The following is a 25,776-nucleotide window of genomic DNA, read 5'->3' on the forward strand; positions in this document are numbered from 1 at the left end:
GTTGAGGACCTGCGACCAGTTGCCTGCAGTCGAACTACTTGAAGGCCGCCTCGATCTATCAGGCCCGTACAGCTTGGTCGGCGTGCAGGTAAACCGCCGTGGTTTGAACCGAAACGTGTCTCAAGCGTGCTCCCACCACAGTCAGGTAGCCCCTAGGAGCAGATCTCCTGCGGCCATTTTTTTGGGTCTAGGGACTCCGTTTGAGCCGGGAGGCAAGAGTGGGTAGGAAGATCCAGGATCTCAGCCCGTCAACGCGAGACATCCAACCGCACCCCACGAAAAGACTCGCTCTGCTGCAGAGCAGCACTACGACGATCGCCAAGATCAACCAATGCATCAAGCACCCGCAACAGCTTGGTTGCGAGGTCAGCGGGAAGTGGATGCAAACGATCCGCATGCGATTGCACAAGCGCTGCAATGGTGGCGGGCACCTTGGTGACCTTCCATATTTCGGGCAGCTTCCCATCAACAATTTGCACCAGTATCTGATCAGCAAAAATTCCCACCGGGTAAGCAGCTCCAGCGCGTTCGCACAGCGTGACAAACTGCGTTGCGACATAAGGATGCCACCCTGCCGAACGAACAATGGGCTCGATCACAGGCATCATTTTCTCAAGCTCATCCCAACGACCATTTGCGAATCGAACAGAGCCAAAGGCGTTTTCCACGCTCACAAGAAGCAACGTCTTTACCAACTCTTGCAACTCGGAGCCGCCCATCCGACCATCGCTTAAGGGAGAGCGCTGCAATGCCTCAAAGGCTAAAACCCGTTGCACTATTGCCTTCAATAAATGAAGGGTTTCCTCTGTAGTTTCTGCTCCATCGAGTACTTCCTGTGCAACCAGACGAGAAGTGAAGGGCGCAAGAAGTCGCTCGGCAGTTTCGTCCGTTTGCGAAAGAATCGGCTGCAGCAACCGAAGGGAAATGTCTCGGGAAAGATAGGGCACTATGCGTGCCAATGTCCTGCTCAGGTGTCGTATCCAATCATAGATTTGTCCCTCATCGCGCACACGCCCAAAGTGTTGCCCAGATCTCCAATCGGGATCGATTGTGTCCAAGGTCCAGTGAACATACGCCTCAATGGCGTCAACAAATGCAGCACGTCCCTCGCTAACCATGATGACTTCTACTGGAACCCGCTGTAAAGCCGCTGCAGCATGTGAGCTGTCCCAAAGTTCATCTGAGCGTCTCCAGCTCCCATCCTCTCGATACACCTCTTCTTCTGCATCCTCCAAGTTCATCTCGATAGGTTGCCAAGTGGGGCCAGGTCGGACGAGTGCCACGAAAGCCCCAGATGCGGAGTACTCAGCCCACGCGGAAGCAACAGCGGCGGTGCGACGGCTTGAATCAGCTTGCCGCAGCGTAGCTGGATCTAGACGGTAAGAGTCCCTCCTGTGTCCAAGTACGGCCAATCGCAGCCCGAGATTGATCCCGCACCAGGCAAATTTTGGATCCTGATCCCAGCACGAAATCACCCCCTCTAAGGCGACCAGAGAAACGACGTCAAGCGGATGTGCGATGAGGCGATAGAGCGTTTCTCGGTCACGAGCATGCCCGCCTCGGATTCTGATCCGCGCAGCGACTGCACGGGCTACAAATATGCTTGGATGCCATGGAATGATTGCCCCACTGAATTCTCCACCCGGAATTTCTCCTTGGTTGTCGATGTTCCTTTCAATGGTTTCCGTCGCCCATGCCTCATGGGCGTCCGCATCACCGAAGCACAGCAAGACCGCCGCGGTGCCGGCAATCGCGCCTTCAATAAGCCCTACATCGGCCCCAGGCAAAGTTTGGCCTGAAGAGATCGCTTCATCCAATTGCACCGCGATGCCAACGGCGTCATCGACAGAAATATCCTGCGGCAGTTGATCTTGTTCGAAGCTTTTCTGTACCCAGCCCCAAAGCTGCATCCCGCAGATCGACTGGGCGTATCTCTCCCTCTGCTCCACGAGTTCCTGCGTTTCATGCCGCGGGCTACTCATTGCAATTTGGACCATTCCATCACTATCAGGGACGGCCTCAGTGGTGTAGTTGTGGGAGCGCCCAAACTCGGCCCAGAGTTGTGCAGTAGTTCGAAGCTCGCGTAGATAGTCTATGTCTTGCGCGTCCTCAGCATAAGAAAGCTCCAACTTATCAGGAAATTGTTCAAGCGCCGATCGAAACGCATCCCTGAGCTCCACATCGCCATTGAGTGCAAAAAACGGTGATAGGTCTCTAACGTTCCAACGACGTGCCTCCGACCGGTTGCTTTCCGTGATGACTTGTCGATGTGGCGCGTCATCCGTGCTGGAATCGAAACCCATAAGTGCAGCTTGCTGAAGCTGCACTTCTTGCACTGACCGCGCGAGATCCAAGCGCCAAATCCTGATGCTTCCGATCAGCGCAAGTGTCACCCGGGAGATTTTTCTCGCACGCAGAAAGAGCTGAACAGCAATGCCTACAACGCTCAAGCTCGTTTGTCCTTCGAACAACTGTTGCAGCACTTCATCCAAGTCACGCCCTACATCAAGCTGCGCAATACCCCAGCGTTCGAGCGCCATGTGAGCACATTCAACAACCTGCGGTCCGCCTTGGCCTCTGAACCACACATAGCGCCGGTCATCCCCCCAGAACTCCTGTATCCCCCATGGAAACACCAACCGAAGGGGCAATGGTGTTTTACTCCCATGCCAGTGTCCGTGCATCTGACACCAAGCGGTTGTTGCATGATTTGTGATATCTCGGATCAATGCCAACCCTGTTGCTGGATCTGATCTGAGCAATGAGTGGAACGGCTCTCGAAGCGGTGAAGCGGGAAAGAATCCCTGATGATCAGCGCCGATCGACAGCCGCTCCCAGTCATGTCTGGAGAATGAAGGAGGGAAATTTGGTGAGTCAAGAGCGAACGCGTCCATTCTTGATCGACTCTCAGGCGGCATTGCTTGTATAGCTGCACGCCTTTCCGCTTGTTCCCGCATTTCTCGCTCCCAACGAGCCGAACGCTCATCAGGCAACTCTTTCATGAACCAGCGTCGCGCGCACTGTGCAAGCAGGACAGAGTGGGTCTGTGCAAGCAACGCGGAATGTGCCATCAGTTCGCGAAATGAGCCATCAGACCAGCGCTCGATTGACTCAATCTTATTCAGATAGGCTGTGACCACGTCAGGAAAGGCATGGGCAGAACGCAAGATCAAACTGCGCAGCCTTGATTCCAGTGCCATCGGAGGACGAGGTTGATCTGGCGTTGCAGAAAATCCAGGCCGCCTTCCACGCCTATCTACGTGCTCATCTTCGATAGCGTGCAACCAGCTTGCACTCTGCTCCACGATCTTCCGCGACATGGAATCGCGTACATGCATAAATGGTGTCTGCCAGGTCTCAAATAGCGTGAGAACATCGTGCAAAAGAGTGCTGGGAAGCAACTCCACTTGCGGAAGTATCCAAATAAGCAGCCGGCGCCACGCTGCAAAATCCGATGGCCAGCCAAGCGCATCCGCCAGGCGCACGCGCGCGCTCCCATCCATTTCTTCGCCTAACGCGCCAGACAACACCATGGGATTCGGAGTCGTCTTCTCTGCTTGCATCCACAGTAGGAGCTTGCCAAGTAAAAGGTGACTATTTGCGCCCAATGCGGCCTCAAACCGATCAGAATGTTCGGCAAACCGTGGACTAAAAACGGGGGCCATAAGCCACGCTCGAAGCCATTGAGGACGCACCTGTGCCTGCTCAATGACATGAAGTTCGCGCTGCCATTGATCAAAGTCGACATAGGTTGCTTGCGACAGCAACTCCACGACACGGGCAAGGGCAGGAGGCTCACCAGCCTCCGTTAGAGCTTCAATCCAACGCTCATCTCGGTCCAACATCAGATGCAGGAAAGACCATTCGAAAAAAATGTCGTGGCTGAACTGCACAGTGTGACCGGGACGCACCTGCTGCACCAGGCCGTCCTCCTCAAGAGCGGAAAGCTCGCCCAGTGTTGGAGCCGAAAGATCACGGATGCGAATGTGTCTACCCAGATCGGAAGCACTGCGCTGAGCTAGCTCTATCAGAGCACGCTGTCGTGTGAGGGCCTGGGGAAGTTGAGCGTCATATCCTCCACGCGACCACCATGCATCCACCAGATCCACCTCTGATTGAGGTGCAAAGTCTGACGGGTAAGATGAATGCGAGAAGCCTCGGGCAAGCACAGCTGCGAAGAATGGGCGCCGTGCCAGCAATCGCACTCGTTCGTTTCCCCCGGTGAGCAGAGGACGCAAAGCAGGCAGGGACGCCGAAAGCGAATCGGCATCCTCGTCGTCCAAGTTCAAGACATCGACATATCCCACACCAGCATTGGCCAGGAGAGCAGAAGGTACCCAGTTGCGCAGTGGTTCCACACCCGCATCCCGGGCCGTGGCAACAATCCGCCAGTCAGCAAGCGTCGGGTTTGAATGCAACTGGCCCAACAGGTCCGTTACCACTGCGCGTTGTTCCGGTGCGATTCGATCAATGCCATCGATCGCCAACACCGCATGGCCGGTTGCTGATACCTCCACGAGCAAGTCCTCAATGGACGTCGCTCTCAGACCATTGGTCCGGGCATGCTCCAACCAACTTCGCCCGGAAAGCCGGTTAGCGGTAAGCAACAAAGTGGTGCCGTCTGCAGCGAGCCCTTGCAACAGCTCTCGCAAAAGCACAGTCTTGCCCGTGCCAGGCAGACCTTTGATCAACGTCAGGCGGTGAGCAGACATCTGCTGGGTTAGCTTCTCCCTCAAGCCTCGTCGAGCGAGATGGGTACCGCCAATGCTGTTGGCCTGTTGATCAAGCCAGTGACGCGTGTTCTCACGCAGCATTTGGATGTCACGCTCAAAGGCTGGAACTCCTCCAAAACGCCAGCCAGGGAGCGCGCGCAAGATAGAGGCGCGCGTGTGGACCGCGTTGCGACCAGCACCGTCTCGCGCTAGTTGACGCAACAAGTCCCATAGTTCTGCCGCTCGGTCCACGGACTCTGTCGCCAACCCGCGCTGAAGGCTAACAATCGCATCAGCGTCATGTGTCGCGCCTTCGTGGAGAAAGTCAAATCTAATCAAGACCGAATGGGCCAGAAGTCGGTGCAACTGCACATCGGATAGAGCAGGAACCAACTCTTCTACGAGGTCCCTGACTGCCTTGACTATGGCGATATGGGCCCCCGAGGCGCTTCCACCCTCAGCAAAGCGTGCAATGAACGTGTCGGCACTATCAGAGGCTCGTGCCCATTCACACACAGCGTTAAACGCCCGGATAGCCTCTTCCGCGACCGACTGGGAAGCTGCCCCGAAGCGGTCTAGGTTCTCACGAAAATCGGGCTTCTGAAGCGTCGTCCAGCTGCGATGGATGACTTCGCGAAAATCCGTGTTGCTGGCGGCGCTGGAGATGGTGAGAGAACGCTTCACCTGCAGTGAAAGACGCATAGAGGCGCCATCTATCAAGGAAGCTGCATCTACTATGACATCGTCAAGCGGCTCACCGAAATCGCCTTGTTGCTGTGACACGCGCTGCACGATCTTTCCATCGAGCGAAGCAGCTGTAGTGCCCATCAGCATTGCTACACAGTAGTGTGCGGCAACCGCATCTTCGTAGGTAAATCCGGCGCCGCCGGTCAGTTCAGGAGAGGGCATGTGAGGTTGCGAGGCTTTGTCATAGTCGCTATCAACAGCGGTGAACGCATTCTCAAAAAGCAGCCCGTGTTAGTGACGTGAGAGTAATCAAGTCACAAACACTTGGGCTACAGGGCTTCACTTAGAGAGCGAAGCAGACGCGTCCGCCGCTGCCCACTTTTCCATCAGCCGCTTAAAGACAGACGCCATGTCACAACCGTCATACATGTGACGAGCGAACTCCTTGAGGTATCGCGTCCTGCAGTCTTCGTAACCGATCAAATCCAACGGCAGGTGCTGGCAATCAAGGATGTCGTCAATCACCTTCCGGCGCGTGCCACCAGCGCTTCTTCGAAGCAGGCTGCGGTTTTCAAGAAGCCAGCATTTGAACGAACGTTCCCACTGCTTTGACACGATCGAGTGAGGTGTAATGGGCCGATAGAGCACCAAATGTGTTGCTCCGGGGACGTACCAGGACCATTCATCGAGAAACGTCATCGTCCAACCGAGCTGTCCTGCCATAGGCGCAGCCTTCGCCAGCCCCTCTTTCACCGACATTCCATCTTTGTACGGCAGCGAGACCATTGCGCTTTGATAGGTCACGTACTTGCCAGTGGAAAGTGGTAGCTTCTGGCAAAAATTCCATGTGTGGTCGCTTCCAGGGAAGTCGATGAAGCCCCCTCGTTTCGAATTGGCCATCCCTCCCCAGCCTGGAAGACAAACGCTGTGATCCACACCAATCGACCAGCGGCGGATCACGCTCTTGTCTTCGCGATTCTCGATAGCGCCGACTCCGAACGTTTGTGCAAAGTCTTCGGCACAACGCCTGCGAAGTCGCCGAATCGCATCGTAATCTGGTTTCCTTACCCCGACTTCAAGAGCGCGCAGTTGTTCAAGCCATTGCTGGTAATACAAAGGGGGCGCGGGTGGGGCAGGGAGGGGCCCAAGTTGGAGGTCTGGTCCCATTGCATAGCCGAGATTGACCAGACGCTCCCGAAACCTAGCGGCGTCGATGTTTAGGTAGTCAAGGCGCCAATGAGAGCTATCAATCAGTTCTGCACGCATCGAAGCGTTGGTCTTGAATCCAAGCCCAGAAGCAATTGCTTCAGTGAGATGCGATGACTTAATTTGAAAGAAACGCGCCTGCAGGCGGTTCTTGATAGGGCGAAGAGCGAATTCAAGCTCTTGCGAGGCAATAGTCGCGTTGGCCATAACGGCACTCCAGTCTTTGATAGGACCAGCGTTCCTCGACTACGCGCCGGCCCCCGACGGAATGCGGGTGGTGGCAAAAAAAGTCTGTAAAGCCTATTTCAACCGAGGACAGATGCGGCAGGCGGCCTTGGCTAGAGCCTAGCACATCCAAAGCAGAGGTGGAAAGTACTTTTTCCAGATGCAAGTGAACGAACCCAAACAAAGCCAGCCTCGCCAAATTCAGCGGAGCAAACCCTTGCTACACAGCCAGTGCTTTGAAGAATGTCCACTAAGACAGTGGATGAAGCTGTGGATATCTCCGTGGTATGTCTTGCAGAGACTGCATCGGCGCGGGTCCTGACGGAGTGCTCAATTCCTAGGCGGGACTGAACGTGGACGGCAAGACCTGTTTGTTGAAGAGCAGCCAGTGATGCCCATTCGAGGATATCTAGGACCACCTCGGGCGCACGCAGTGCTTTGCGATCCTTCTTGTCCCAGGAAGCACAACGAGCTTCACTTTGTCAACGAGCGTCCGGCGCCAGACGTCCTGTCGTAGCCCGAGGTCCAACTGCATCACTGACGCATCCTGCAGCAGGGCATTGGAACCCTGCACATTGCCGCCCAACTTGATTCGGGGTCGTTGCGTGCCACGCCCTCTCTGCAAGCCATAGACCTGTTCGAAGCAGTAGTCAAAGCGGAGTCGGGAAGGAGCTACCACCGATGGAAGACCAACTGCTTATGTCACTCATGGTGCTGAACGCTGCCTGAGACCTGGTTCTGGTCTCGGGGGATGGAAGTGATGCCATCTGGTCGGCCATCACGACCAGAGATTGGCCCGATGAGAGCGCCGGCTTGCTGCCTTCAGTGCAATAGCACACAGCTCAAGCTGCATGAGCCCGCCGACTCAGGCCCGCAAGACGACAGGAGCATGGCTAAATTCCACAATGCAGGAAACGCCCGACGGACCTTGTTTTCATCCGACGGACTTTATTTGCTGTAGTCACAACGCTGCCCAGTTCACACCAAGAATCAGCACCGTAACGGTATTGGTCAGATTACAGAGTTTGTCGACAATCACTCCCTCATCTCACTTGTGTACCGTGACGCCGCGAGGTTTACGACTTTGCCTATGTCCTTCGCCGCGCGCAAACCCTCATCGGTGCTGGACGCGGGTTTACGACTTTATTTGCGGGTTTACGACTTTAATTACCTGGAATACCTGCGAGCGATTTAGCTCGCCACGGTGAAGCGCTGCTGCACGTGGCGCGGGTTTTCCAGCTCGTCGGCGATGGCCACGGCCAGGTCGGCCACGCTGATGCCGCCGGGGGCTTCACCGTTCATCAGCGGCGCATCGGTGCCCAGGCGGTACTGGCCGGTGCGCTCGCCCGGGGCCAGCAGGATGGGGGGCGACAGGAAGGTCCAGTCCAGCGTGCTCTCATTGCGGACCAGGTTCAGCGCCTCACGCGCCGCCAGGGCGCCGGCCTTGTATTCCGCGGGGAAGCCGGGGGTGTCCACGAGCTGCACGCCGGGGGCCACGTACAGGCTGCCCGCGCCGCCCACCACCAGCAGGCGCTTGACGCCGCCCTGCTTCACGCCCGCGTAGATGGCGCGCGTGCCGATGAGGAACTGGTCGTGGATGTCGGGCACGGTCCAGCCGGGGTTGTAGGCGTTGACCACGGCATCCTGGCCGGCCACGGCCTGGGCGACCTGAGCGGCGTCCTGCGCATCGGCCTGCACCACGGTGAGGCCTTCGCTGGCGGCGATCTTGCCGGGGTTGCGGGCCAGGGCGGTCACCTGGTGCTGGCGGCGCAGCAGTTCTTCGAGCACGGCCGAGCCGACAAATCCGGTGGCACCGATCAGGGCGATTTTCATGTCATTTCCTTGGGGTTGAAGTCGATGCAGTGAGAATATGGGCTTGTCAAACAACCCGGTAGAGGCCAAAAATCGCCTTCACCTTGAAGTACAGCTTCACAAACACCCAATGGATGACCTGAAACGCATGGCCGTGTTCGCCGCCGTGGTGCAGCACGGCTCGATGAGCGGGGCGGCGCGCGCCCTGGGCATGAGCACCTCGGCCGTAAGCCAGCAAGTGCGCAAGCTCGAAAGCGATGGCGGCGTGACCCTGCTGCACCGCTCCACGCGCCAGTTGGCCCTGACCGAGGCCGGCCAGCGCTACCACGCGCGCTGCGCCGCGATGTGGGCGGCGGCCGAGCAGGCGCGGGCCGAGCTGGCGGCCTCGCGCGATGCACCCAGCGGCGAGCTGCGCCTGTCGGCCACGGTGGGCTTTGCGCGCCACATCGCACCGGCCCTGGGCGAGATGCTGGCGGCCCACCCCGCGCTGCGCCTGCGCCTGCTGGTGGACGACGCCCCCATCGACCTGATCAACGCGCGCATCGACCTGGCCGTGCGCTTTGGCCGGCTGCAGGACTCGAGCTGGGCGGCACGCCGCCTGTGCGCGATGAACGTGTACCTGTGCGCCTCGGCCGACTGGGTGGCACGCCATGGCCTGCCGCAGCACCCCGATGCCCTGCTCTCGCACGGCTGGCTGGGCCTGGTGCGCGATGGCGAGGGCATGTTCGCCGAGTTGCGCAACCGCCAGGGCGAGGCCCGCGCGCTGCGGGTGGAGCCGCGCATCGCCAGCAACAACCAGCTGTCGCTGCAGCAGATGTGCGAGGCCGGCCTGGGCGTGGCCATGCTGGGCAGCAGCGACGTGCACGAGGCCCTGCAGTCGGGCCGCCTGGTGCGCCTGCTGCCGCAGTGGGACCTGGGCACGCTCGACGTCTGGGCCGTAACGCCGCAGCGCGACGCCCAGCCGGCCAAGGTGCGCCAGGCGATTGCGGCACTGCATGGCTACCTGCGCCAGGTACCCGGCATGCTCGATTGAGCCCCACCGGGGCCCTTGGACATCCCTCGGTTTTTTATTGCCGCGGGCCATAAATTCCATCGTTGTGCAGGCGCGAGGGCCTGCCTACAGTCGCGGCTTCTTTCACCCAAGGAGCCTTGCCATGACAACGAACCCCGCCACGCCCACCTACCCCATCGACCACGTGATCGCCGCCTTCGCGCGCGGCGACGTGGCCACGCTGCTGGCCCATGTGGCCGATGGCGTGGACCTGCGCATCGACCACTACCAGGACGGCGCGGACACCAGCTGGCAGGTCGCCCGCGACAAGCAGGGCCTGGTCGCCATGCTGCAGCGCCTGGCGGTGGAGGTGTTCCCGCGCGGCACGCAGATCCTGCACACCCACAGCCAGCCGCTGGGCAACGACTGGGTGCTCACGCAGTTCCACCAGCGCTTCTTTTATGCGGTACAACAGCGGGAAGTGGAAAGCCTGACCTGGATCGTGAGCCATTCGCAGAACGGACAGGTGGACTATTTCCGCGAAAACGTCACCACCATCGCATGAGACAACAACCCCCTGAGTCGCTTCGCGCCTTCCCCCTTCTCTCGAATGGCTGCGCCATTCGGGAAGGGGGACACCGCCAGCGCGGCGGGGCGGCCCTTGCGCGGCGGTCGCTGGCCCAGGCCGCGCTCGTTCGACGCATGGCGACCAAGTTCAACGCCGTGGGAAGCAGAGCCTTCCGTCAGCATGCTGTTTGACCTGCGCGCGCTCGGCTACTTCGTGGCGGCCTATGAGGAACGCTCGGTGACAGCGGCCGCGCGGCGCTGCTTCGTTGCACAGCCGTCGATCAGCATGGCCATCAAGGGGCTGGAGGATGCGCTCGGCGCCGTGCTGTTCGAGCGCAGCCGCAATGGCCTGGCACCCACACCCGAGGGCCACCGCCTGTACCCGCGCGCCTGCAGCCTGCTGGCCGAGGCGGGCGCCATGGTGCGCGATTTCCGCGAAGCGCCGCGCGAGACTGTGCGCATCTTCCTGCAGGACGCCCTGCTCGTGGGCCCGGCCGCGCCGCTGCTGGCGCAGCTCGAGCAGCACCTGCCCCAGGCCCTGGTCCGCCTGACCGCCAGCGCAGGCGATGCCCGGCTGCGCCTGGTGGCCGAGCACTGCAAGGCGCCGGGCGACACCTTTTTCCCGCTATGGCGCGAGCCCTATGTGATGCTGGTGCCCGGCGGGCACCCGCTGCGCTTCAAGAAGCGCTTTGGCGTGGCGGACCTTGCGGGCCTGCCGCTGATCGAATGGCCGCATTGCCCGCTGCACCAGTCCTTCATCCGCCTGCTGGCGGAGCAGGGCATTGCACTCACGGTGCGCGCCAGCGCCGAGCGCGAGGAACTGCTGCTGCACATGGTGGACGCCGGCATCGGCCTGGCCGTGGTGCCGCAGTCGCACGCCGCCCATGCGCGCCAAGCGCTGGCGCGGCCGCTGGACGGCGCACTGGCCTTCGACCGGCACATGGGCCTGGCCTGCGATGCCTCCGACGCCCCCATGCTGGCGCTGCTGGGCCTGCTTGCCGCAGGGGCAGCCGCACCGGCCCCACTGCCGAGCGCTGCATAGGGCGTGTCATCGTTCATTTCACCCCCGCGCTGGCCCCGGCATGCGGATGGATGCGCGAAGCGCGGCGCTGCCCATAGTGGACTATGGGCAAGCCGTGCGACAAAGCAGACGCCGCATGCCGGGGCCAGCCCGAAGGGAAAGCCTGCAGCGCGGCACATTGCGGCGTTGCCCTTCGCTTGCGTAGCGGTGCTACGCGGCACTCAGGGCGCCTTGCACTGCACCGCGCTGCAATGAACGATGACACGCCCTAGGAAACCCGCCTGCGCCGAAATCCCGCGGGGAGTCTGGGGTACAACCGGGGCTGCACCCACCCCACAGACCGCCCCATGATCCTGGAAATTGCCCAACTGACCATCCGAGCCGGCCAGGCCAGCGCCTTCGAGCAGGCCTTTGCCAAGGCACAGCGCATCATTGCCTCGATGCCCGGCTACCAGTCGCACGAACTGCAGCACTGCATCGAGCGCCCGGACGACTATGTGCTGCTGGTGCGCTGGGCCACCCTGGAGGACCACGAGGTGGGCTTTCGCCAATCTCCGCAGTACCAGGAATGGAAGGCCTTGCTGCACCATTTCTATGACCCTTTTCCCACCGTGCTGCACTACGGTCCGGTGGCAGGCCTGTAGCACAATGGCCGGGCACGAGGAGCCCGCGCGCGCCGCCCTTCCCGATTTGTAACAGTGGCGCCGGCAGTGTCTCGGCGCCGCGACGTTGGGGGGCGGGCAGACCCCATTCGGGTACGCCCTGACAATTTATCGTGCTGCGCGCACCGTTCTGATCCTAGAATTTGTAAACGCGCGTATCTGCGCAAAGGACACTTCCATGAAAGCAGTGCAGCAGGACATCGACGAGCGGACCAACCTCACCAGCACCAACAAGTTCGAGTTGCTGCTGTTCCGCCTGGGCACCGACACCGCCTTGAACAAGTCCGAGCTTTTCGGCATCAATGTGTTCAAGATCCGCGAGATCGTGGCCATGCCCAGCATCACGCCCATCGCGGGCACCACGCCGCATTCGCTGGGGGTGGTCAACCTGCGCGGCCAGGTGATCCCGGTGCTGGACCTGCCCTCCATCGTGGGCTGCAAGCCCCAGACCGGCCTGAACATCATGCTGGTGACGGAGTACGCGCGCACCACGCAGGCGTTCGCCGTGGAGTCGGTGGAAGACATCGTGCGCCTGGACTGGAAGCAGGTGCTCTCGGCCGAAACCAGCGGCGCCAAGGGCAAGCTCGTCACCAGCATCGCCCGCCTGGATGGCAACACCGACGAATCGCGCCTGGCCCAGGTGCTGGACGTGGAAGCCATCCTGCAGATGGTCTCGCCCTCGGACGGCCATGAAGTCACCGAGGAAAAGGTGGGCGCCAAGCTCAAGCTGCGCCCCGGCTCCATCATCCTCGCGGCCGACGACTCCTTCGTGGCGCGCTCGCTGATCGAGCAGGAGCTCAAGGCCCTCAATGCGCCATTCGAGATGGTCAAGTCGGGCAAGGAAGCCTGGGACCGCCTGAACGCCATTGCCAAGAGCGCCGAGGGCGAAGGCAAGACCGTGCTGGACCGCGTGTCCATGGTGCTGACCGACCTGGAAATGCCCGAGATGGACGGCTTCACGCTGACCCGCAACATCAAGCAGGATGCGCGCTTCCACGGCCTGCCGGTGGTCATCCACTCCTCGCTGTCGGGCTCGGCCAACGAAGACCATGTGCGCAGCGTGGGCGCCGACGGCTACGTGGCCAAGTTCGTGGCCGAAGACCTGGCGGAAACCATCCGCCGCGTGCTGCCCAAGTAATCAGGCAAGCCCCCCGGCGCGAGCGCGCCGGGCGTTGGCGTGAACGATGTCACGCACCTACCCGGCCAAGGGCCTTCGGCCTACCCGCCAGGGCTATCTCTGCGCGCCGGTCTGGGGCAAACTGGTGCCCGGTCAACCAAATGCAGGGCTCAAACGTCAAGTTGCAAGTGGCCCGGAGGATGCAACAACCCCACGGTGTTGTTTTCCTGGCCTTTACCTGCAACGCGGAACGCGCCCATGCGCCGGGAGTCTGAACACCTATGACAAATACCTTCGCCCGCGTTCTCTCCGCCACGGTCCTGGGCGCCGTGCTGACGGGCTGTGCCACGGTACCGGGTGACCCGTACTACGCACCCGCCCCCACCTACTACCCGCCGAGCGGCTCGACGATCATCTACGACGCGCCGCCGGTCTACCGTTCGCCACCGCCCCCGGTGTACGTGGCGCCCCCTCCACCGGTGTATTACGGCAACCGCCGTGACGAGCGTGACTGGGCGCGTGAGCGGGAGCGCGAACGCGCGCAACAGCAATGGCGCGAGCAGGCCGAGCGCGAGCGCCGCGACCGGGAGCGCGACCGCGACCGCGAGAACGCCCGCCGCGACCAGGAGCGCCGCAACCAGGCCGAGCGCGAGCAGGCACGCCGCGACCAGATCGAGCGCGACCGCCGCGCGGCTGCAGAACGGGCCCGTGGCGACAACCGCCAGTACGGCCCCGGCCCGCACCCCAACGACTGGCGCGCCCGCCAGCAGTCGAACAGCCTTGAAAAGCCCTGAGCGGGCTGGTGGCGCCGACCGGCCCGACGCCATGGTGCGCATCCATCTACCCGCCCTCTGCGGCCTGGTTCTGGCCAGTTGGTGCCTGGGCGCGCAGGCCCAGGTGACGCGCTGTACCGATGCACGCACCGGCAAGGTCGCCTACACCGACGGCTTGTGCAACAGTGGCGAGGCCGCACGCGAGGTCACGATACGCCCTGCGCCTGAAGAGGTACTGCGCCACCAGCGGCTCTACGAAGAAGCGCTGGAACGCAGCCGGCAGCAGTTGCGGGCAGGCCATGGCGCCACACAAGCCGATGCGCAGCCCGCATTCACCGACCATGCCCCGCGGCAGTACGACTATGCCCGTTCGCCTGGGTGCGCAGACTCACGGAGTGCCTACAACCTGCTGCGCATCCAGCAGAATCACCGTTCCACACGCGAATATGCCCCCCTCAAGGAAGATGCCGAGCGGCGCATGGACATGGACTGCATGGGCCCGGAGGCCTATGCCGAACGCGAGCGCCAGCGCGAGCAGGACCGGCGCGAGAAGGAGTACCGGGAGGCCGCCCTGCGCCGGGAGAACGACTTGCGCGAACAGTTGGAACGCGACCACCGCTACCACCAGGAACGCGAGCGCGAGCGGGACAAGGAAAGACAGCGCGAGCGGGAGCAGGCCCAGCGCGAGCAGGCCGATCGCGAACGCCGTGAGCGCGAGCGCGAATACGCACGGCGCGAGCAGGAGCAACGCGTGCAGCAGGCACAGCGGGAACGCGAACAGGTACGGCGCGAACAGATGGAGCGCGACCGCCGTGCGGCCGCGGACCGGGCGCGCAACGAGAGCCGGCCGGTCCAGTCCGGCCTTGGCCTGCCACAAAGCGGCTGGCGCGGCAGCTTGCGATCCAGCCCCTGAGTGCTGAGAATGCGAAGTACCATGGCCAGCCTCCTGCGCCCCACTCTCTACGGCCTGTTCCTGGCGGGCCTGTGCCTGGGTGCCCAGGCACAGGTCACCCGCTGTACCGACGCGCGTACCGGCAAGGTGACCTACACCGACGGCGCCTGCAGCAGCGGTGAGGCGGCCCGTGAAGTCGAAGCCCGCCGCACGCCCGAAGAGATCCTGCTGGACCGGCAGCTGTCGGCCGAAGCGCTGGAGCGCAAGCAGCAGCGCCTGCAGGCCGAGAACGAGGCGGCAGAGGCCGAGGCCCGGCGCGCCGAGGACCGCAACCGCGCGCGCGCCGCCAATGCCCCGCTGCCGCAGGACTATGCGCGCTCGCCCGAGTGCGCACGCTCGCGCCGCAGCTACGACATGGTGGCCGGCGATGGCCCCCGCTCCACCCTGGAGCATGGGCAGCGCCTGGAGGCCGCCCAGCGCCAGATGGACCTTGATTGCCTGGGTCCGCAAGCCTATGCCGAGCTGGAGCGCGCACGCGCGGGCCAGCCCAAGGTCGTGGTGGTGCCGCCACGCCATGGCCCCGGCTACCCCGCGCCCTACCCGCCGGCCGTGTTCCCGCAACCCTTTCCCACCACGCCCCAGCAGCCGCCGCCACGCCTCACGCAGTGCTCGGACTACCGCTGCACCGACAACCTGGGCAACACCTATCCACGCAATGGCCCCGGGCGCTTCCCCGGGCAGGGCGGGGTGTGCCGTTCCAACGGCACGGGCGGACAGGCACCCTGCTGAACGGCTGAAAACACCCTCAGCTCCGCCCACGCACAGCCCCCTGCCTGCGCGGCCGGCAGGGGGATGGGATGCCTGCCTTCCTGTGGGCATCGCCTCCCCCAAATGCCGCAGCCGCGGCGTCAACCGCCACCGCCTGCCGCGCGTCAATAGCGGGCACCGCCACGGTTTCGGCGGTTGCCCAAGGAGCTCCATGACCCCTTTGCCCGTGCGCCTGGCCTTGCTGTCACTGTTCGGCGTGGCGTTGACCGCCTGCGGTCCCAGCAGAACCTATCCGACCCGCCCACTCGGCCTGCAGCACGTCAACCTGGCCACCTATCCCTCGCCAGCAGCGCCCTCGCCGGCTCCAGCGGCCCCGGTGGCACCGGCGACGCCTCCCAGCGCCACGGCGGTGCCTGGGCAGGATGCGGCGGTGGCCGCCCCCTTGCCTCTCCCCGCACCGCCCGCCAGCGCGCTGCGGCCATCGGGCCTGCCCGGCCTGCAGCATGTGGACCTGGCCAGCTACCCTTCGCCCATTCCCCCCGGATCCGCCGCGGCAGGCCATACCCACAAGGCCGCGCAGTCCAGGGCGGCAGCCCCGGCGCCCGCGACCGTGCGACCCCATTCGGGCAGCACGCCGCCGGCGATCATGCGCCCCACCTATGCGGAGGCCATGGACCGCATGCGCCGCATCGAGGAAGACGCGCGGCGCGACAGCGAATGGCGCATGGAGGCCATGGCGCGCGAGATGGAGCGCGACCGCCAGGAACGCGAGCGCCAGCGCGAGCAGGACCGGCGGGACCAGGAGTACCGCGAGGCCGCCCTGCGCGACCAGATGGAGCGCGACCGGCGCTACCACCAGGAGCGCGAGTGGGAGCGGGAAAGGGAAAGAGAACGGGAGCGCGACCGGGCACGCGAAGAAGCCCGCCGCGACCAGGAGCGGCGCGACCATGCACGCAACCGCGAGCAGTCGCAGCGAGAGCAGGCCCAGCGCGACCAGGCCGAGCGCGAGCGCCGCGAGCAAGAGCGTGACAACGCCCGGCGCGAGCAAGAACGCCGCGACCAGCAGGTGGAGCGGGAACGCGAGCAGGCACGGCGCGACCAGATCGAGCGCGACCGCAGGGCCGCAGCCGACCGTGCCCGCAACGAGCGCCCCATGCAGTATGGCCCCGGCCCGGCCCCCACCGACTGGCGCGCGCGCCAGCAGTCCAACAGCCTGGAAAGGCCTTAGGAGCAGGCCTTAGGCGCGCAACCCCTCGGCCACGCTGGGGTAACGCAGCCGCAGGCCCAGCTCGTGCAGCATGCGCCCGTTGTCGAGCAGGCGCGACTCGCTCATGAAGCTCAGCAGCACCAGCGGCAACTCGGTCTGCGCCGTGCTGCGCGGCAGCCGCGGCGGGCGCGGCAGGCCGTAGAGGTCGGCCGCCAGGTCGAAGTAGTCGCCCATCTTCAGGTGGCTGTGGTCGCTCACGTTGTAGATGCGCTGGGCGCGGCCCTGCCACAGCGCGCGCAGGCAGGCGCGGGCCAGATCGTCGGCATGGATGTGGTTGGTGTACACGTCGTCCTCGGCCACCAGCACCGGCGTGCCCTTGCGCAGCCGTGCCTCGGGCGTGCCGCCCTCGCGGTCGGGTGCGTAGATGCCAGGGATGCGCAGGATGCTGGCGCGCACGCCCGAGCGCCCCAGGTGGCGCACCGCGCGCTCGGCGTTCACGCGGCGCTGGGCGCGGGGCGTGGCGGGGGCCGGGGCCCGGGTCTCGGGCACCAAGGCGCCCTGGCAGTCGCCGTACACGCCGCTGGTCGAGGCGTACACCAGCGAGGCCGGCGGGCTGCGCAGGCGCAGCGCGCGCGCCAGGGCCACGGTGCGTGGGTCGCGCCACCAGGCCTCTCCGCCATCGCCCGGGGGTGGTGCCAGGTGCACCACCCGGGTGGCCAGGCCCGACAGGCGCCGCAGGCTGGCGGCATGGTCCAGGTTGCCTGCCAGGGGCGTGATGCCCCGCGCCCGCAGGTCTGCCACCCGGCCCGGGCTGGAAGTGAGCGCCATCACCCGCAGGCGCGGGGCCGCGCGGCCGGGCGCCTGCAGCTGGCGCACCACGCGCTGGCCGACATCGCCGCAGCCCACGATCAGCAGGCGTTCACGGCGAAAGCGCGCCGGCAGGGCGCCGAGGGGGTTTTGGTTTGAAGGCAAAATCGGGTCCGCGAAGAAGATAGTAGATCGTCCCAAGGATACCCACAACATGACCAGCGCCGAGGCGGCCCCCACGTCCACGTTCCAGATTTCCGTGCAGCCCAGCGGCCGCGCCTTTGCCGCCCAGGGCGATGAGTCCATCCTGGCTGCGGCCATCCGCAGCGGCGTAGGCCTGCCCTATGGCTGCAAGGACGGCGCCTGCGGCTCCTGCAAGTGCAAGAAGGTGAGCGGCGCGGTGTTCCACGCCAACCACCAGTCCAAGGCCCTGAGCGCCGACGAGGAGGCCGCGGGCTATGTGCTGACCTGCTGTGCCAAGCCCCTGTCGGACGTGGTGCTCGAATCGCGCCAGGTGACGGACGAGAGCGCCTACCCGGTCAAGAAGATGCCGGTGCGCGTCTCCACCCTCACCAAGAAGTCGCACGACGTGATGCAGGTGCGCCTGCAGTTGCCCGCGGCCGACACCTTCCGCTACCACGCGGGGCAGTACATCGAGTTCATCCTGCGCGACGGCGCCCGTCGCGCCTATTCCATGGCCAATGCACCGCACACCCAGGGTGAGGCCCCGGGGGTGGAGCTGCACATCCGCCACATGGCGGGCGGGCGCTTCACCGACCATGTGTTCGGCGCCATGAAGGAAAAGGAGATCCTGCGTGTGGAGGGCCCGTTCGGCAGCTTCTTCCTGCGCGAGGACTCGGACAAGCCCATCGTGCTGCTGGCCTCGGGCACGGGCTTTGCCCCTACCAAGGCGCTGATCGAGCACCTGCAGTTCAAGGGCAGCACCCGGCCCACCGTGCTCTACTGGGGCGGCCGGCGCCCGCAGGACCTGTACATGGCCGACTGGGTACAGGCGCGCGTGGCCGAGATGCCCAACCTGACTTATGTGCCCGTGGTCTCCGACGCCTTGCCGGAAGACGGCTGGACGGGCCGCACCGGTTTTGTGCACCAGGCGGTGCTGGACGATTTTGCCGACCTCTCGGGCCACCAGGTGTATGCCTGTGGCGCGCCCATCGTGGTCGAGTCGGCACGCGACGCCTACAGCGCCCAGCGCGGCCTGCCCCCCGAGGAATTCTTCGCCGATGCCTTCACGTCCGAGGCGGACAAGCACGGCTGAGGCGAAGGCCCCAGCCTTGGCGATGGGGGTATTTCCCGATGCCGGCCCCTCTTTTTTGTAGTGTCCGCTCCATTTTTTGCACAATGGCACCATGAACCGCAGAAATCTCACCACCCTCCTCGCCGGCGCCGCCCTCGTGGCCGCAGCCCTTCCCCACGCAGCGATGGCCCAGGATTCGGGGCAACCGATCCGCCTGATCGTGCCCTACGCACCGGGCGGCCCCATCGACGTGACGGCGCGTGCACTGGCCGAGCGCGTGCGCGACTCGCTGGGCACGGTGATCATCGACAACAAGGGCGGCGCAGGCGGCAACATCGGTGCCGACGCCATCGCCAAGGCCGCGCCGGACGGCCTGACCATCGGTATCTCGGCCACCGCCACGCACGCCGTGAACCCCTGGTTGTACAGCCGCATGCCCTATGACGCCGGCAAGGACTTCGCCGGCATCACGCAGATGGTGCGCGTGCCCAATGTGCTGGTGATCAACGCCGCCAAGGCCGAGCAGCTCAAGATCAACACCCTGGCGGACCTGATCGCCTATGCCAAGGCCAACCCGGCCAAGCTCAACTACGGCAGCGGCGGCAACGGCAGCGCCGGCCACCTGGCGGGCGAGATGTTCAAGCAGCGCGCCGGCATCTTCGCGCTGCACATCCCCTACCGCGGCGCCAACCCGGCGCAGCTGGCCCTGCTGGCTGGCGAGGTGGACTTCAACATCGACAACCTGGCCGCCGCCGCGCCCAACATCCGCGCCGGCAAGCTCAAGGCCCTGGCCGTGACCTCGCTGGCCGCCAGCCCCAACCTGCCGGGCGTGCCCCCGCTGTCGGCCACGTTCAAGGACTTCTCCATCGACACCTGGTGGGGCCTGGTAGCGCCTGCGGCCACGCCCAAGCCGGTGATCGACAAGCTCAACAAGGCGTTTGTCGCGGCCCTCAATGCACCCGAGACCAAGACCCGCTTCGGGCTGCTGCTGGCCGAACCCGTGGCGACCACGCCCGCGCAGTTCGACAGCTTCATGGCCAGCGAACGCGCCAAGTACCAGCAGGTCGTGAAGGCCTCTGGCGCAAAGGTCGACTGAGCCCCAGCCTCGCTATTGCAAGGGCCCCTTCCGGGGCCCTTTTTCATGCCCGCTGCGGCAGCACGGCGCGATGGCGCGCCACCACGGCATCGAGCGCGGCGACCAAGGCATCGCACTCGGCATCACCCACGGGCAGCGAAAGCGCGATCAGCCCGCGACGGGCCATGAACACGCCTTCTTCGAGCAGGCCGAAGAACAGCAGGTCCTTGGCCCGGCCGTCCGTGCCCTGCAGGTCGGCGGGCGAGCGCACCGGGCCTGCGGTGGCGTGCAGGGTCATGAGCGAACCGATGCCGGTGAAGCCCATGTCCACGCCATGCTGCGCAAACACGGCATTGAAGCGCTCGCGCAACTGCTCGCCGCGCGCGTTGAGGGCCTGCACCACCTCGGCCGTGAGCACCTGGCTCAGACCCGCATGGCCCGCGGCCATGGAGAGCACATTGTTGTTGAAGGTGCCGGCATGGGCCAGCGCGTCGGGGCGGCGCGGGTCGAAGCGTTCCATCACGTCGCGCCGGCCACCGAACACGCCGAAGGACATGCCGCCGCCCAGGTACTTGCCGGCCGTGGTGAGGTCCGGGCGGATGGACAGCAGCGCCTGGCGCCCGCCGAAGGACAGGCGCGAGGTCATCACCTCGTCGAACACCAGCATCGCGCCGCATTCGTCGGCCAGGGTGCGCAGCGCCTGCAGGAAGCCCGGCTCGCCGGGGATGCAGCCCCCGGCGCCCAGCATGGGCTCCACCAGGATGGCTGCGATGTCCGGCCCATGTTCCGCCACCAGCGTGCGCACGCTGTCCACATCGTTGTAGCGCGCCAGCACAAAGGCGTGCGGCACGTTCATGGGCGAGCCGCCGCCTGCGAAGGTGAGCACGCCGCCGTGGTAGGCCCCGTCGAACACGATCACCTTGCTGCGCCCGGTGTGGGCCTTGGCGGCGGCCAGGGCCAGCAGGTTGGCCTCGGTGCCCGAATTGGCAAAGCGCAGCAGTTCCATGGACGGGAAACGCCGCCGGATCTCCTGTGCCAGCCTTGCCTCGCGCGCCGTGTGCGACGAGAGGTTGATGCCGCCGGCGAGCGCCTCCTGGATGGCCGCGAGGATCACCGGATGCGAGTGGCCATAGAGCCCCGCCGTGAACTCGCCCAGGGCATCGATGTAGGCGTGCCCGTCGGCATCCCAGACGCGGCAGCCTTCACCACGCGCCATGCTCAAGGGGAAGGGGCCATGGAACAGCACGCTGCGGGTGTTGCCGCCGGGCAGCGATTGCTCGGCCTCGGCCAGCAGGGCGGCGCTGCGTGGGTTGCGCGCGCGGTAGTTTTCCACGGCCCGGAACAGGGCCTGGTCCAGGGGGGTCGGGGTGGCGTTCATGGCATCTCCTGTACAGTGTACAAGAAATTATGAACCGGTCTGGCTGGGCTGGCAAGGGAGGCCTGCTCCGCGATGCCCGACAATCCGCGCTAAGCACCGACCCGCCGCCTTCCTTCCATGCCCCGCGCCGCCAAGCCCTCCCCTGTCCCCGCCACCTCCCAAGACACTCCGGCGCCCCCGCTGTCGCGCGAGCGCGTGCTGGCGGCTGCGCTGGCGCTGATCGACCAGCGCGGGGTGGAGGCTTTCAGCGTGCGCGACCTGGCGCGCACCCTGGGCGTCTACCCCACGGCGCTGTACTGGCATGTGCCCGGGGGCCGCAACGCGCTGATCGCCGGCGCGGTGACCGCGGCGGTGGGCGAGCTGGCGCCGCCCGACCCGGCCGGCAACTGGCAGGCCGAACTGTGCGCGCTCTTTGCGCGCTACCGGCAGGCGGTGCAGCTGCACCCGCGCATCGCACCGGTGCTGGGGGCGCAGCTGGTGTCCAACACCAGCCTGAACCCGCTGCTGCTGGACCGCATCCTGGCACTGCTGGAGTCGGCCGGCTTCACAGGGCAAGGCCTGTTCGATGCCTACAACGTGGTGATTGCCGCCATGGTCAGCTTCGTGACGATGGAGTTGGCGCCCCAGCCCGAAGACGACCCCGCCGGCTGGGCCACCGGCCACCAGGAGCGGCTGGCGCAGATCGACGGCGCGGCCTGCCCCACGCTGGCACGCCACCTGCCGCAGATGGCCAACCGGGCCTTTGTGGTGCGCTGGAGCAGCGGCAGCACACATCCGCTGGATGCTGGGTTCCAGGCCTGGAGCGAGGTCGTGGTGCAGGGTCTGGCGGCCCGCCTCCCGCCCAAGGGCTGATCAACGGCCCGTGACCAGGGGCCAGAGCGTCGGGTCGGCCATGCGCTCGATGCGCTGCCCGGCCACGGCTTCGAGCTGGGCGGGTGCGACACGCCCGGGCGCGATCTCCGACAGGGGCAGCAGCACGAAGGCGCGCTCGCCCATGCGCGGGTGCGGCACGGTCAAGCCGGGCGTGGCGATGCTTGCATCGCCATAGAGCAGGATATCGAGGTCCAGCGTGCGCGGCGCGTTGCGGTACGAGCGCTCCCGGCCCGCCGCCGCCTCGATGGCCTGCAGGGACTGCAGCAGTTCTTCGGGCGGCAGCCCGGTGGCCAGTTCGGCCACGGCGTTCAGGTAGTCGGGGCCGTCGGCATCCACCGGTGCGCTGCGGTAGAGCGAGGACACGCGGCGCACCTGGGTGTGCGGCAGCGCCGCCAGGGAGGCCAGGGCCTGCTGCAGCGCAGCCCCCCGGTCACCGAGGTTGGCCCCCAGGCCGATGAAGGCCGCGACAGCCATGCCGGCGACCGTGCTCACTGGGCTGCAGGCGCGGCCGAACCCTCACCGCCGCCGCCCGTGGGCTTGCGGCGACGGCGGCGGCGCTTCTTGGGGGCGCTGCCATCGGGTGGAACGGCATCGCCGCCGTGCTCGGGCGCGAAGTCGTCACCCTCGTCCTGGGCGCCGTCGGCCGCGGCAGAACGCGGGGCACGCGGCTTTGGCGCTTGCGGGGCCTGGCCCTCGCCGGCAGGCGCCGCCTTGGGCACGCGGCGTGCCGTGGGCTGGCTCACGCGCTGGCGCGCCTTCTGCTCCTCGCGCGCCTGGTCCATCAGGTCCTCGCGGCGGTCGTCGTCGGCGGCCTGGAAGTCTTGCCACCACTCGGCCAGGGCCTCGCCGACCTCGCCCACGTCGGCGCGCAGGCGCAGAAAGTCGAAGCCGGCACGGAAGCGCGGCTGCATGACCATGCCGAAGGGCGTGCTGCCCACGCGCTTTTCAAAGCGCGGCTGCATGACCCAGATCTCGCGCATGTCGGCGGCCAGCTTGCCGCGGCCCGAGACATCGCCGATGCGCTTGTCGAAGACCTCGTCGATGGCCTCCTGCAGGGCGGGCAGCGGGTGCTGGCGCGGGTTCTTCAGGCGCTCTTCCCAGCCGGTGCGCACGTCTTCCCAGAGCACGCAGGCCAAGAGGAAACTCGGTGCCACAGGCTTGCCCTCGCCCACGCGGCGGTCGGTGTCGGCCAGGGCGGCGCTCACGAAGGGCGAGTCGGCGCGCTCCACCGCCACATCGAGCAGCGGGTAGATGCCCTTGGCCATGCCCAGCTTCTTGAGCTGGGCGACGGTGGCGATGGCGTGGCCGGTCTGCAAGAGCTTGAGCATCTCGTCGAACATGCGGCTTTGCGGCACGTCGGCCAGCAGGGCCTGCGACTGCACCAGCGGCTCGGCCGTCTTGGCCTCGATGGTGAAGCCCAGGGCGCTGAGCTTGGCGGCAAAGCGCACGGCGCGGATGATGCGCACCGGGTCTTCGCGGTAGCGCGTGGCCGGGTCGCCGATCATGCGCAGTGTTTTCTTCTTGGCGTCCTGGATGCCCTTGTGGTAGTCCACCACGACCTGGCTCACCGGGTCGTAGTACATGGCGTTGACGGTGAAGTCGCGGCGCGTGGCGTCTTCGTCCTGCGGGCCCCAGACGTTGTCGCGCAGCACACGGCCGCTGGCGTCCACGGCATGCTGCATGTTGGACAGCTGCTGTTTGCTGGTCTTCTCATTGCCACTGACCTGGCCCGCGGCGGCATTGTCCAGGTAGGCGCGGAAGGTGGAGACCTCGATCACCTCGTGCTCGCGGCCCCGGCCATGCACCACGTGCACGATGCGAAAGCGCTTGCCGATGATGAAGGCGCGGCGGAACAGGCCCTTGACCTGCTCGGGCGTGGCATTGGTGGCCACGTCGAAGTCCTTGGGGCGCAGGCCCAGCAGCAGGTCGCGCACGGCGCCGCCGACGATGTAGGCCTCGTAGCCGGCCTGCTTGAGCGTGGCCACGACCTCGGCGGCCCGGCGGTCCACCAGCTCGGGGTTGATGCCGTGCACGGTAGCGGGCACTTCCTCGCGCTTGCCGAAGCGCGGCTTGCCGCGCGTGCTGCCGGGGACGGCCTTGGCCAGCAGTTTGTCGATGAACTTCTTGATCATGGCTGTGCAGTAAACAGGTCCAGTATGCGCCAACCGCGCTCCTGGGCCAGCGCCCGCAGGCGCGGGTCGGGGTTGGTGGCGACGGGGTGGTCGACCTTCTCGAGCAGGGGCACGTCGTTCATCGAGTCGCTGTAGAAGGTGCTCTCGACGTCGGCCCAGGTGAGCTGGCGCTCGGCCAGCCACTGCTCCATGCGCGTGACCTTGCCCTCGCGCATGGTGGGCACGCCCTCGATCTCGCCGGTGTACCAGCCGCCGGCATCGCGCGCCAACTGCACGGAGAGCAGTTGCGGCACGCCCAGGGCCCGGGCGATGGGGGTGGTGACGAACTCGTTGGTGGCCGTGACGATCAGCACCTCGTCGCCCGCATCCTGGTGCTGGCGCAGCAGGGCCAGGGCCTGGGGCTGGATGGCCGGACCGATGACCTCGCGCATGAACTGCTCGTGCGCGGCGGCCGCCGCCTCGGGGCCGCGCAGGCGCACCGCCTCGGTGGCGAAGCGCACGTAGTCGTGCACATTGAGCGTGCCGGCCTGGTAGTGGGCGTAGAACTCGCCGTTGCGGCGCGCGAACTCGACCGGGTCGTTCCAGCCGATGCGGATGGTGAACTCCCCCCACTCGTAATCGGAGTCGAGCGGCAGCAGCGTGTGGTCCAGATCGAACAGCGCGAGCCGGGGGCGGTTCGCCGGGGTAGCAGGAGTGGTCATTCGGTCAGTCGGGCGCCGGCGCGTGCCGGCAGAGGAAGGCGCGGGCTCATTCGGACTCGAGCATCGCCTTGAGCAGCGGAATGGTGATGGCGCGCTGGGCGCGCAGCGCATAGGCGTCGAGCTGGTCAAGCAGCTGCATCAGGCTGCCCAGGTCGCGCGAGAAGCGGTTGAGCATGTAGTCCATGACGTCGTCGCTCAGGAACACGCCGCGCGCATCGGCCTCCTGGCGCAGCACGGCGCGGCGCTCGGGCTCGCCCAGGAGCTGCAGCTGGAACACATGGCCCCAGCCCAGGCGGCTGCGCAGATCGTCGCGCAGCGGCAGGTCGGCGGGCGGCAGCTCGCCCGCGGCCAGCACCCAGCGCTGGCTGCCGCTGGCCGGGCTGATGGCGTTCACGAACCAGTTGAAGGCCATGGCCTGCTGGGCCGTGCTGTACAGGTGCACATCGTCCATCAGCACGGCGGACCAGGCTTCGTCGAACTCGGGGGGCTCGGCCATGGACGGGTCGAGCCAGCCCACATGGCCGCCTTCGTCGCGCAGCGCCTGGCGCACGGCATGGAGCAGGTGCGACTTGCCGCTGCCCGACTCGCCCCAGAGGTAGGTCGGCACGGGCGAGCGGGTGGCCGGATTGCTGCCGACACCGGCGGCAAGGCGCACATGCTGCAGGGCCGCCTCGTTCGGGCCGGCAAAGAAGCGGGAAAGCGTAGGCCCTGTGGCCAGGCCGATGTCGAGTGCCAGTTGCTTCATGCGCGGCACCCGGGCAGCAGGGGCCGGCCCGTGGCGGTGGGTGCAGGAGCGGCGGGCAGGGAAAGGATCAGCAGCGGCATCACAGGTGGCATTGAAAGGGTCCGGCCGTAGGTGACTGCGGCGGGACACGGCGAAAAGGGATGGCAAAGGGCCTGTCGCGCAGTGCCACA

Annotated in this window: 21 protein-coding genes; 12 read left to right on the top strand and 9 right to left on the bottom strand. The window is 65.5% G+C overall.

Annotated features, from left to right (window positions below; genetic code table 11):
• Nucleotides 1-248 precede the first annotated feature (248 nt).
• The 3 genes from HNP48_RS10030 to HNP48_RS10040 all read right to left on the bottom strand — a co-directional run bounded on the left by HNP48_RS10030 (nucleotide 249) and on the right by HNP48_RS10040 (nucleotide 8,663).
• Nucleotides 249-5,621, bottom strand: coding sequence for an AAA family ATPase (locus tag HNP48_RS10030; RefSeq protein ID WP_184856769.1), 5,373 nt, complete (start codon nucleotides 5,619-5,621; stop codon nucleotides 249-251).
• Nucleotides 5,622-5,738: 117 nt separating this feature from the next.
• Nucleotides 5,739-6,812, bottom strand: coding sequence for a hypothetical protein (locus HNP48_RS10035; protein ID WP_184856770.1), 1,074 nt, complete (start codon nucleotides 6,810-6,812; stop codon nucleotides 5,739-5,741).
• Nucleotides 6,813-8,021: 1,209 nt separating this feature from the next.
• Nucleotides 8,022-8,663 carry an NAD(P)-dependent oxidoreductase gene (locus HNP48_RS10040; RefSeq protein ID WP_184856771.1) on the bottom strand — a complete coding sequence of 214 codons (642 nt, stop codon included), beginning with the start codon at nucleotides 8,661-8,663 and terminating at the stop codon, nucleotides 8,022-8,024.
• A 109-nt stretch (nucleotides 8,664-8,772) separates the two neighbouring features.
• On the opposite strand from HNP48_RS10040, the gene HNP48_RS10045 reads away from it, so the two are divergent.
• The 9 genes from HNP48_RS10045 (at nucleotide 8,773) to HNP48_RS10085 (ending at nucleotide 16,661) form a co-directional block, all read left to right on the top strand.
• Nucleotides 8,773-9,675, top strand: a complete 903-nt coding sequence (locus HNP48_RS10045) for a LysR family transcriptional regulator (RefSeq protein ID WP_184856772.1) — start codon at nucleotides 8,773-8,775, stop codon at nucleotides 9,673-9,675.
• A gap of 121 nt (nucleotides 9,676-9,796) precedes the next feature.
• Nucleotides 9,797-10,198 carry a hypothetical protein gene (locus HNP48_RS10050; protein WP_184856773.1) on the top strand — a complete coding sequence of 134 codons (402 nt, stop codon included), beginning with the start codon at nucleotides 9,797-9,799 and terminating at the stop codon, nucleotides 10,196-10,198.
• Between the two features lie 183 nt (nucleotides 10,199-10,381).
• A complete protein-coding gene (locus HNP48_RS10055; RefSeq protein WP_184856774.1) occupies nucleotides 10,382-11,242 on the top strand; it encodes a LysR family transcriptional regulator in 861 nt (286 codons plus the stop codon).
• Between the two features lie 326 nt (nucleotides 11,243-11,568).
• Nucleotides 11,569-11,865: an antibiotic biosynthesis monooxygenase gene (locus tag HNP48_RS10060; RefSeq protein ID WP_184856775.1), complete on the top strand. Its 297-nt coding sequence runs from the start codon at nucleotides 11,569-11,571 to the stop codon at nucleotides 11,863-11,865.
• 196 nt (nucleotides 11,866-12,061) lie between these two features.
• Nucleotides 12,062-13,021, top strand: coding sequence for a chemotaxis protein (locus HNP48_RS10065; RefSeq protein WP_184856776.1), 960 nt, complete (start codon nucleotides 12,062-12,064; stop codon nucleotides 13,019-13,021).
• 260 nt (nucleotides 13,022-13,281) lie between these two features.
• Entirely contained in the window at nucleotides 13,282-13,794 is a 513-nt protein-coding gene (locus HNP48_RS10070) for a hypothetical protein (protein ID WP_184856777.1), read from the top strand.
• Nucleotides 13,781-14,686, top strand: coding sequence for a DUF4124 domain-containing protein (locus tag HNP48_RS10075; protein WP_184856778.1), 906 nt, complete (start codon nucleotides 13,781-13,783; stop codon nucleotides 14,684-14,686). The genes HNP48_RS10070 and HNP48_RS10075 overlap by 14 nt, the downstream gene beginning before the upstream one ends.
• A 21-nt stretch (nucleotides 14,687-14,707) precedes the next feature.
• Nucleotides 14,708-15,454 carry a DUF4124 domain-containing protein gene (locus tag HNP48_RS10080; RefSeq protein ID WP_184856779.1) on the top strand — a complete coding sequence of 249 codons (747 nt, stop codon included), beginning with the start codon at nucleotides 14,708-14,710 and terminating at the stop codon, nucleotides 15,452-15,454.
• Nucleotides 15,455-15,644: 190 nt separating this feature from the next.
• Entirely contained in the window at nucleotides 15,645-16,661 is a 1,017-nt protein-coding gene (locus tag HNP48_RS10085) for a hypothetical protein (RefSeq protein WP_184856780.1), read from the top strand.
• 9 nt (nucleotides 16,662-16,670) lie between these two features.
• On the opposite strand, the gene HNP48_RS10090 is transcribed toward HNP48_RS10085, so the two are convergent.
• A complete protein-coding gene (locus HNP48_RS10090) occupies nucleotides 16,671-17,612 on the bottom strand; it encodes an SDR family oxidoreductase (protein ID WP_184856781.1) in 942 nt (313 codons plus the stop codon).
• A gap of 49 nt (nucleotides 17,613-17,661) precedes the next feature.
• On the opposite strand from HNP48_RS10090, the gene HNP48_RS10095 reads away from it, so the two are divergent.
• Nucleotides 17,662-18,723, top strand: a complete 1,062-nt coding sequence (locus tag HNP48_RS10095) for a CDP-6-deoxy-delta-3,4-glucoseen reductase (RefSeq protein WP_184856782.1) — start codon at nucleotides 17,662-17,664, stop codon at nucleotides 18,721-18,723.
• 91 nt (nucleotides 18,724-18,814) lie between these two features.
• On the top strand, nucleotides 18,815-19,798 hold the full coding sequence (locus tag HNP48_RS10100) for a tripartite tricarboxylate transporter substrate binding protein (RefSeq protein WP_184856783.1): 984 nt from the start codon (nucleotides 18,815-18,817) through the stop codon (nucleotides 19,796-19,798).
• 43 nt (nucleotides 19,799-19,841) lie between these two features.
• Here HNP48_RS10100 and HNP48_RS10105 read toward each other — a convergent pair whose 3' ends face one another.
• A complete protein-coding gene (locus HNP48_RS10105; RefSeq protein ID WP_184856784.1) occupies nucleotides 19,842-21,155 on the bottom strand; it encodes an aspartate aminotransferase family protein in 1,314 nt (437 codons plus the stop codon).
• A 117-nt stretch (nucleotides 21,156-21,272) separates the two neighbouring features.
• On the opposite strand from HNP48_RS10105, the gene HNP48_RS10110 reads away from it, so the two are divergent.
• On the top strand, nucleotides 21,273-22,007 hold the full coding sequence (locus tag HNP48_RS10110) for a TetR/AcrR family transcriptional regulator (RefSeq protein ID WP_184856785.1): 735 nt from the start codon (nucleotides 21,273-21,275) through the stop codon (nucleotides 22,005-22,007).
• On the opposite strand, the gene folK is transcribed toward HNP48_RS10110, so the two are convergent.
• Genes folK through hda form a run of 4 tightly spaced genes read right to left on the bottom strand, consistent with a single transcriptional unit; the run spans nucleotide 22,008 to nucleotide 25,606 of the window.
• On the bottom strand, nucleotides 22,008-22,502 hold the full coding sequence (gene folK, locus HNP48_RS10115; RefSeq protein ID WP_184857094.1) for a 2-amino-4-hydroxy-6-hydroxymethyldihydropteridine diphosphokinase: 495 nt from the start codon (nucleotides 22,500-22,502) through the stop codon (nucleotides 22,008-22,010).
• Between the two features lie 14 nt (nucleotides 22,503-22,516).
• Nucleotides 22,517-24,160 carry a polynucleotide adenylyltransferase PcnB gene (gene pcnB / locus HNP48_RS10120; protein WP_184856786.1) on the bottom strand — a complete coding sequence of 548 codons (1,644 nt, stop codon included), beginning with the start codon at nucleotides 24,158-24,160 and terminating at the stop codon, nucleotides 22,517-22,519.
• Nucleotides 24,157-24,861 carry an HAD family phosphatase gene (locus tag HNP48_RS10125; RefSeq protein ID WP_184856787.1) on the bottom strand — a complete coding sequence of 235 codons (705 nt, stop codon included), beginning with the start codon at nucleotides 24,859-24,861 and terminating at the stop codon, nucleotides 24,157-24,159. The genes pcnB and HNP48_RS10125 overlap by 4 nt, the downstream gene beginning before the upstream one ends.
• A 46-nt stretch (nucleotides 24,862-24,907) precedes the next feature.
• Entirely contained in the window at nucleotides 24,908-25,606 is a 699-nt protein-coding gene (gene hda, locus HNP48_RS10130) for a DnaA regulatory inactivator Hda (RefSeq protein ID WP_184856788.1), read from the bottom strand.
• Nucleotides 25,607-25,776: the final 170 nt, after the last annotated feature.

The sequence above is a fragment of the Acidovorax soli genome, from assembly GCF_014207955.1.
Lineage (GTDB): Bacteria > Pseudomonadota > Gammaproteobacteria > Burkholderiales > Burkholderiaceae_C > Acidovorax > Acidovorax soli_A.

What these genes read in the sequence shown, in the direction of transcription:
- HNP48_RS10030 (WP_184856769.1), bottom strand. Translation starts at nt 5,621, where the DNA reads ATGCCCTCTCCTGAACTGACCGGCGGCGCCGGATTTACCTACGAAGAT.
- HNP48_RS10035 (WP_184856770.1), bottom strand. Translation starts at nt 6,812, where the DNA reads ATGGCCAACGCGACTATTGCCTCGCAAGAGCTTGAATTCGCTCTTCGC.
- HNP48_RS10040 (WP_184856771.1), bottom strand. Translation starts at nt 8,663, where the DNA reads ATGAAAATCGCCCTGATCGGTGCCACCGGATTTGTCGGCTCGGCCGTG.
- HNP48_RS10045 (WP_184856772.1), top strand. Translation starts at nt 8,773, where the DNA reads ATGGATGACCTGAAACGCATGGCCGTGTTCGCCGCCGTGGTGCAGCAC.
- HNP48_RS10050 (WP_184856773.1), top strand. Translation starts at nt 9,797, where the DNA reads ATGACAACGAACCCCGCCACGCCCACCTACCCCATCGACCACGTGATC.
- HNP48_RS10055 (WP_184856774.1), top strand. Translation starts at nt 10,382, where the DNA reads ATGCTGTTTGACCTGCGCGCGCTCGGCTACTTCGTGGCGGCCTATGAG.
- HNP48_RS10060 (WP_184856775.1), top strand. Translation starts at nt 11,569, where the DNA reads ATGATCCTGGAAATTGCCCAACTGACCATCCGAGCCGGCCAGGCCAGC.
- HNP48_RS10065 (WP_184856776.1), top strand. Translation starts at nt 12,062, where the DNA reads ATGAAAGCAGTGCAGCAGGACATCGACGAGCGGACCAACCTCACCAGC.
- HNP48_RS10070 (WP_184856777.1), top strand. Translation starts at nt 13,282, where the DNA reads ATGACAAATACCTTCGCCCGCGTTCTCTCCGCCACGGTCCTGGGCGCC.
- HNP48_RS10080 (WP_184856779.1), top strand. Translation starts at nt 14,708, where the DNA reads ATGGCCAGCCTCCTGCGCCCCACTCTCTACGGCCTGTTCCTGGCGGGC.
- HNP48_RS10085 (WP_184856780.1), top strand. Translation starts at nt 15,645, where the DNA reads ATGACCCCTTTGCCCGTGCGCCTGGCCTTGCTGTCACTGTTCGGCGTG.
- HNP48_RS10095 (WP_184856782.1), top strand. Translation starts at nt 17,662, where the DNA reads ATGACCAGCGCCGAGGCGGCCCCCACGTCCACGTTCCAGATTTCCGTG.
- HNP48_RS10100 (WP_184856783.1), top strand. Translation starts at nt 18,815, where the DNA reads ATGAACCGCAGAAATCTCACCACCCTCCTCGCCGGCGCCGCCCTCGTG.
- HNP48_RS10105 (WP_184856784.1), bottom strand. Translation starts at nt 21,155, where the DNA reads ATGAACGCCACCCCGACCCCCCTGGACCAGGCCCTGTTCCGGGCCGTG.
- HNP48_RS10110 (WP_184856785.1), top strand. Translation starts at nt 21,273, where the DNA reads ATGCCCCGCGCCGCCAAGCCCTCCCCTGTCCCCGCCACCTCCCAAGAC.
- folK (WP_184857094.1), bottom strand. Translation starts at nt 22,502, where the DNA reads ATGGCTGTCGCGGCCTTCATCGGCCTGGGGGCCAACCTCGGTGACCGG.
- pcnB (WP_184856786.1), bottom strand. Translation starts at nt 24,160, where the DNA reads ATGATCAAGAAGTTCATCGACAAACTGCTGGCCAAGGCCGTCCCCGGC.
- HNP48_RS10125 (WP_184856787.1), bottom strand. Translation starts at nt 24,861, where the DNA reads ATGACCACTCCTGCTACCCCGGCGAACCGCCCCCGGCTCGCGCTGTTC.
- hda (WP_184856788.1), bottom strand. Translation starts at nt 25,606, where the DNA reads ATGAAGCAACTGGCACTCGACATCGGCCTGGCCACAGGGCCTACGCTT.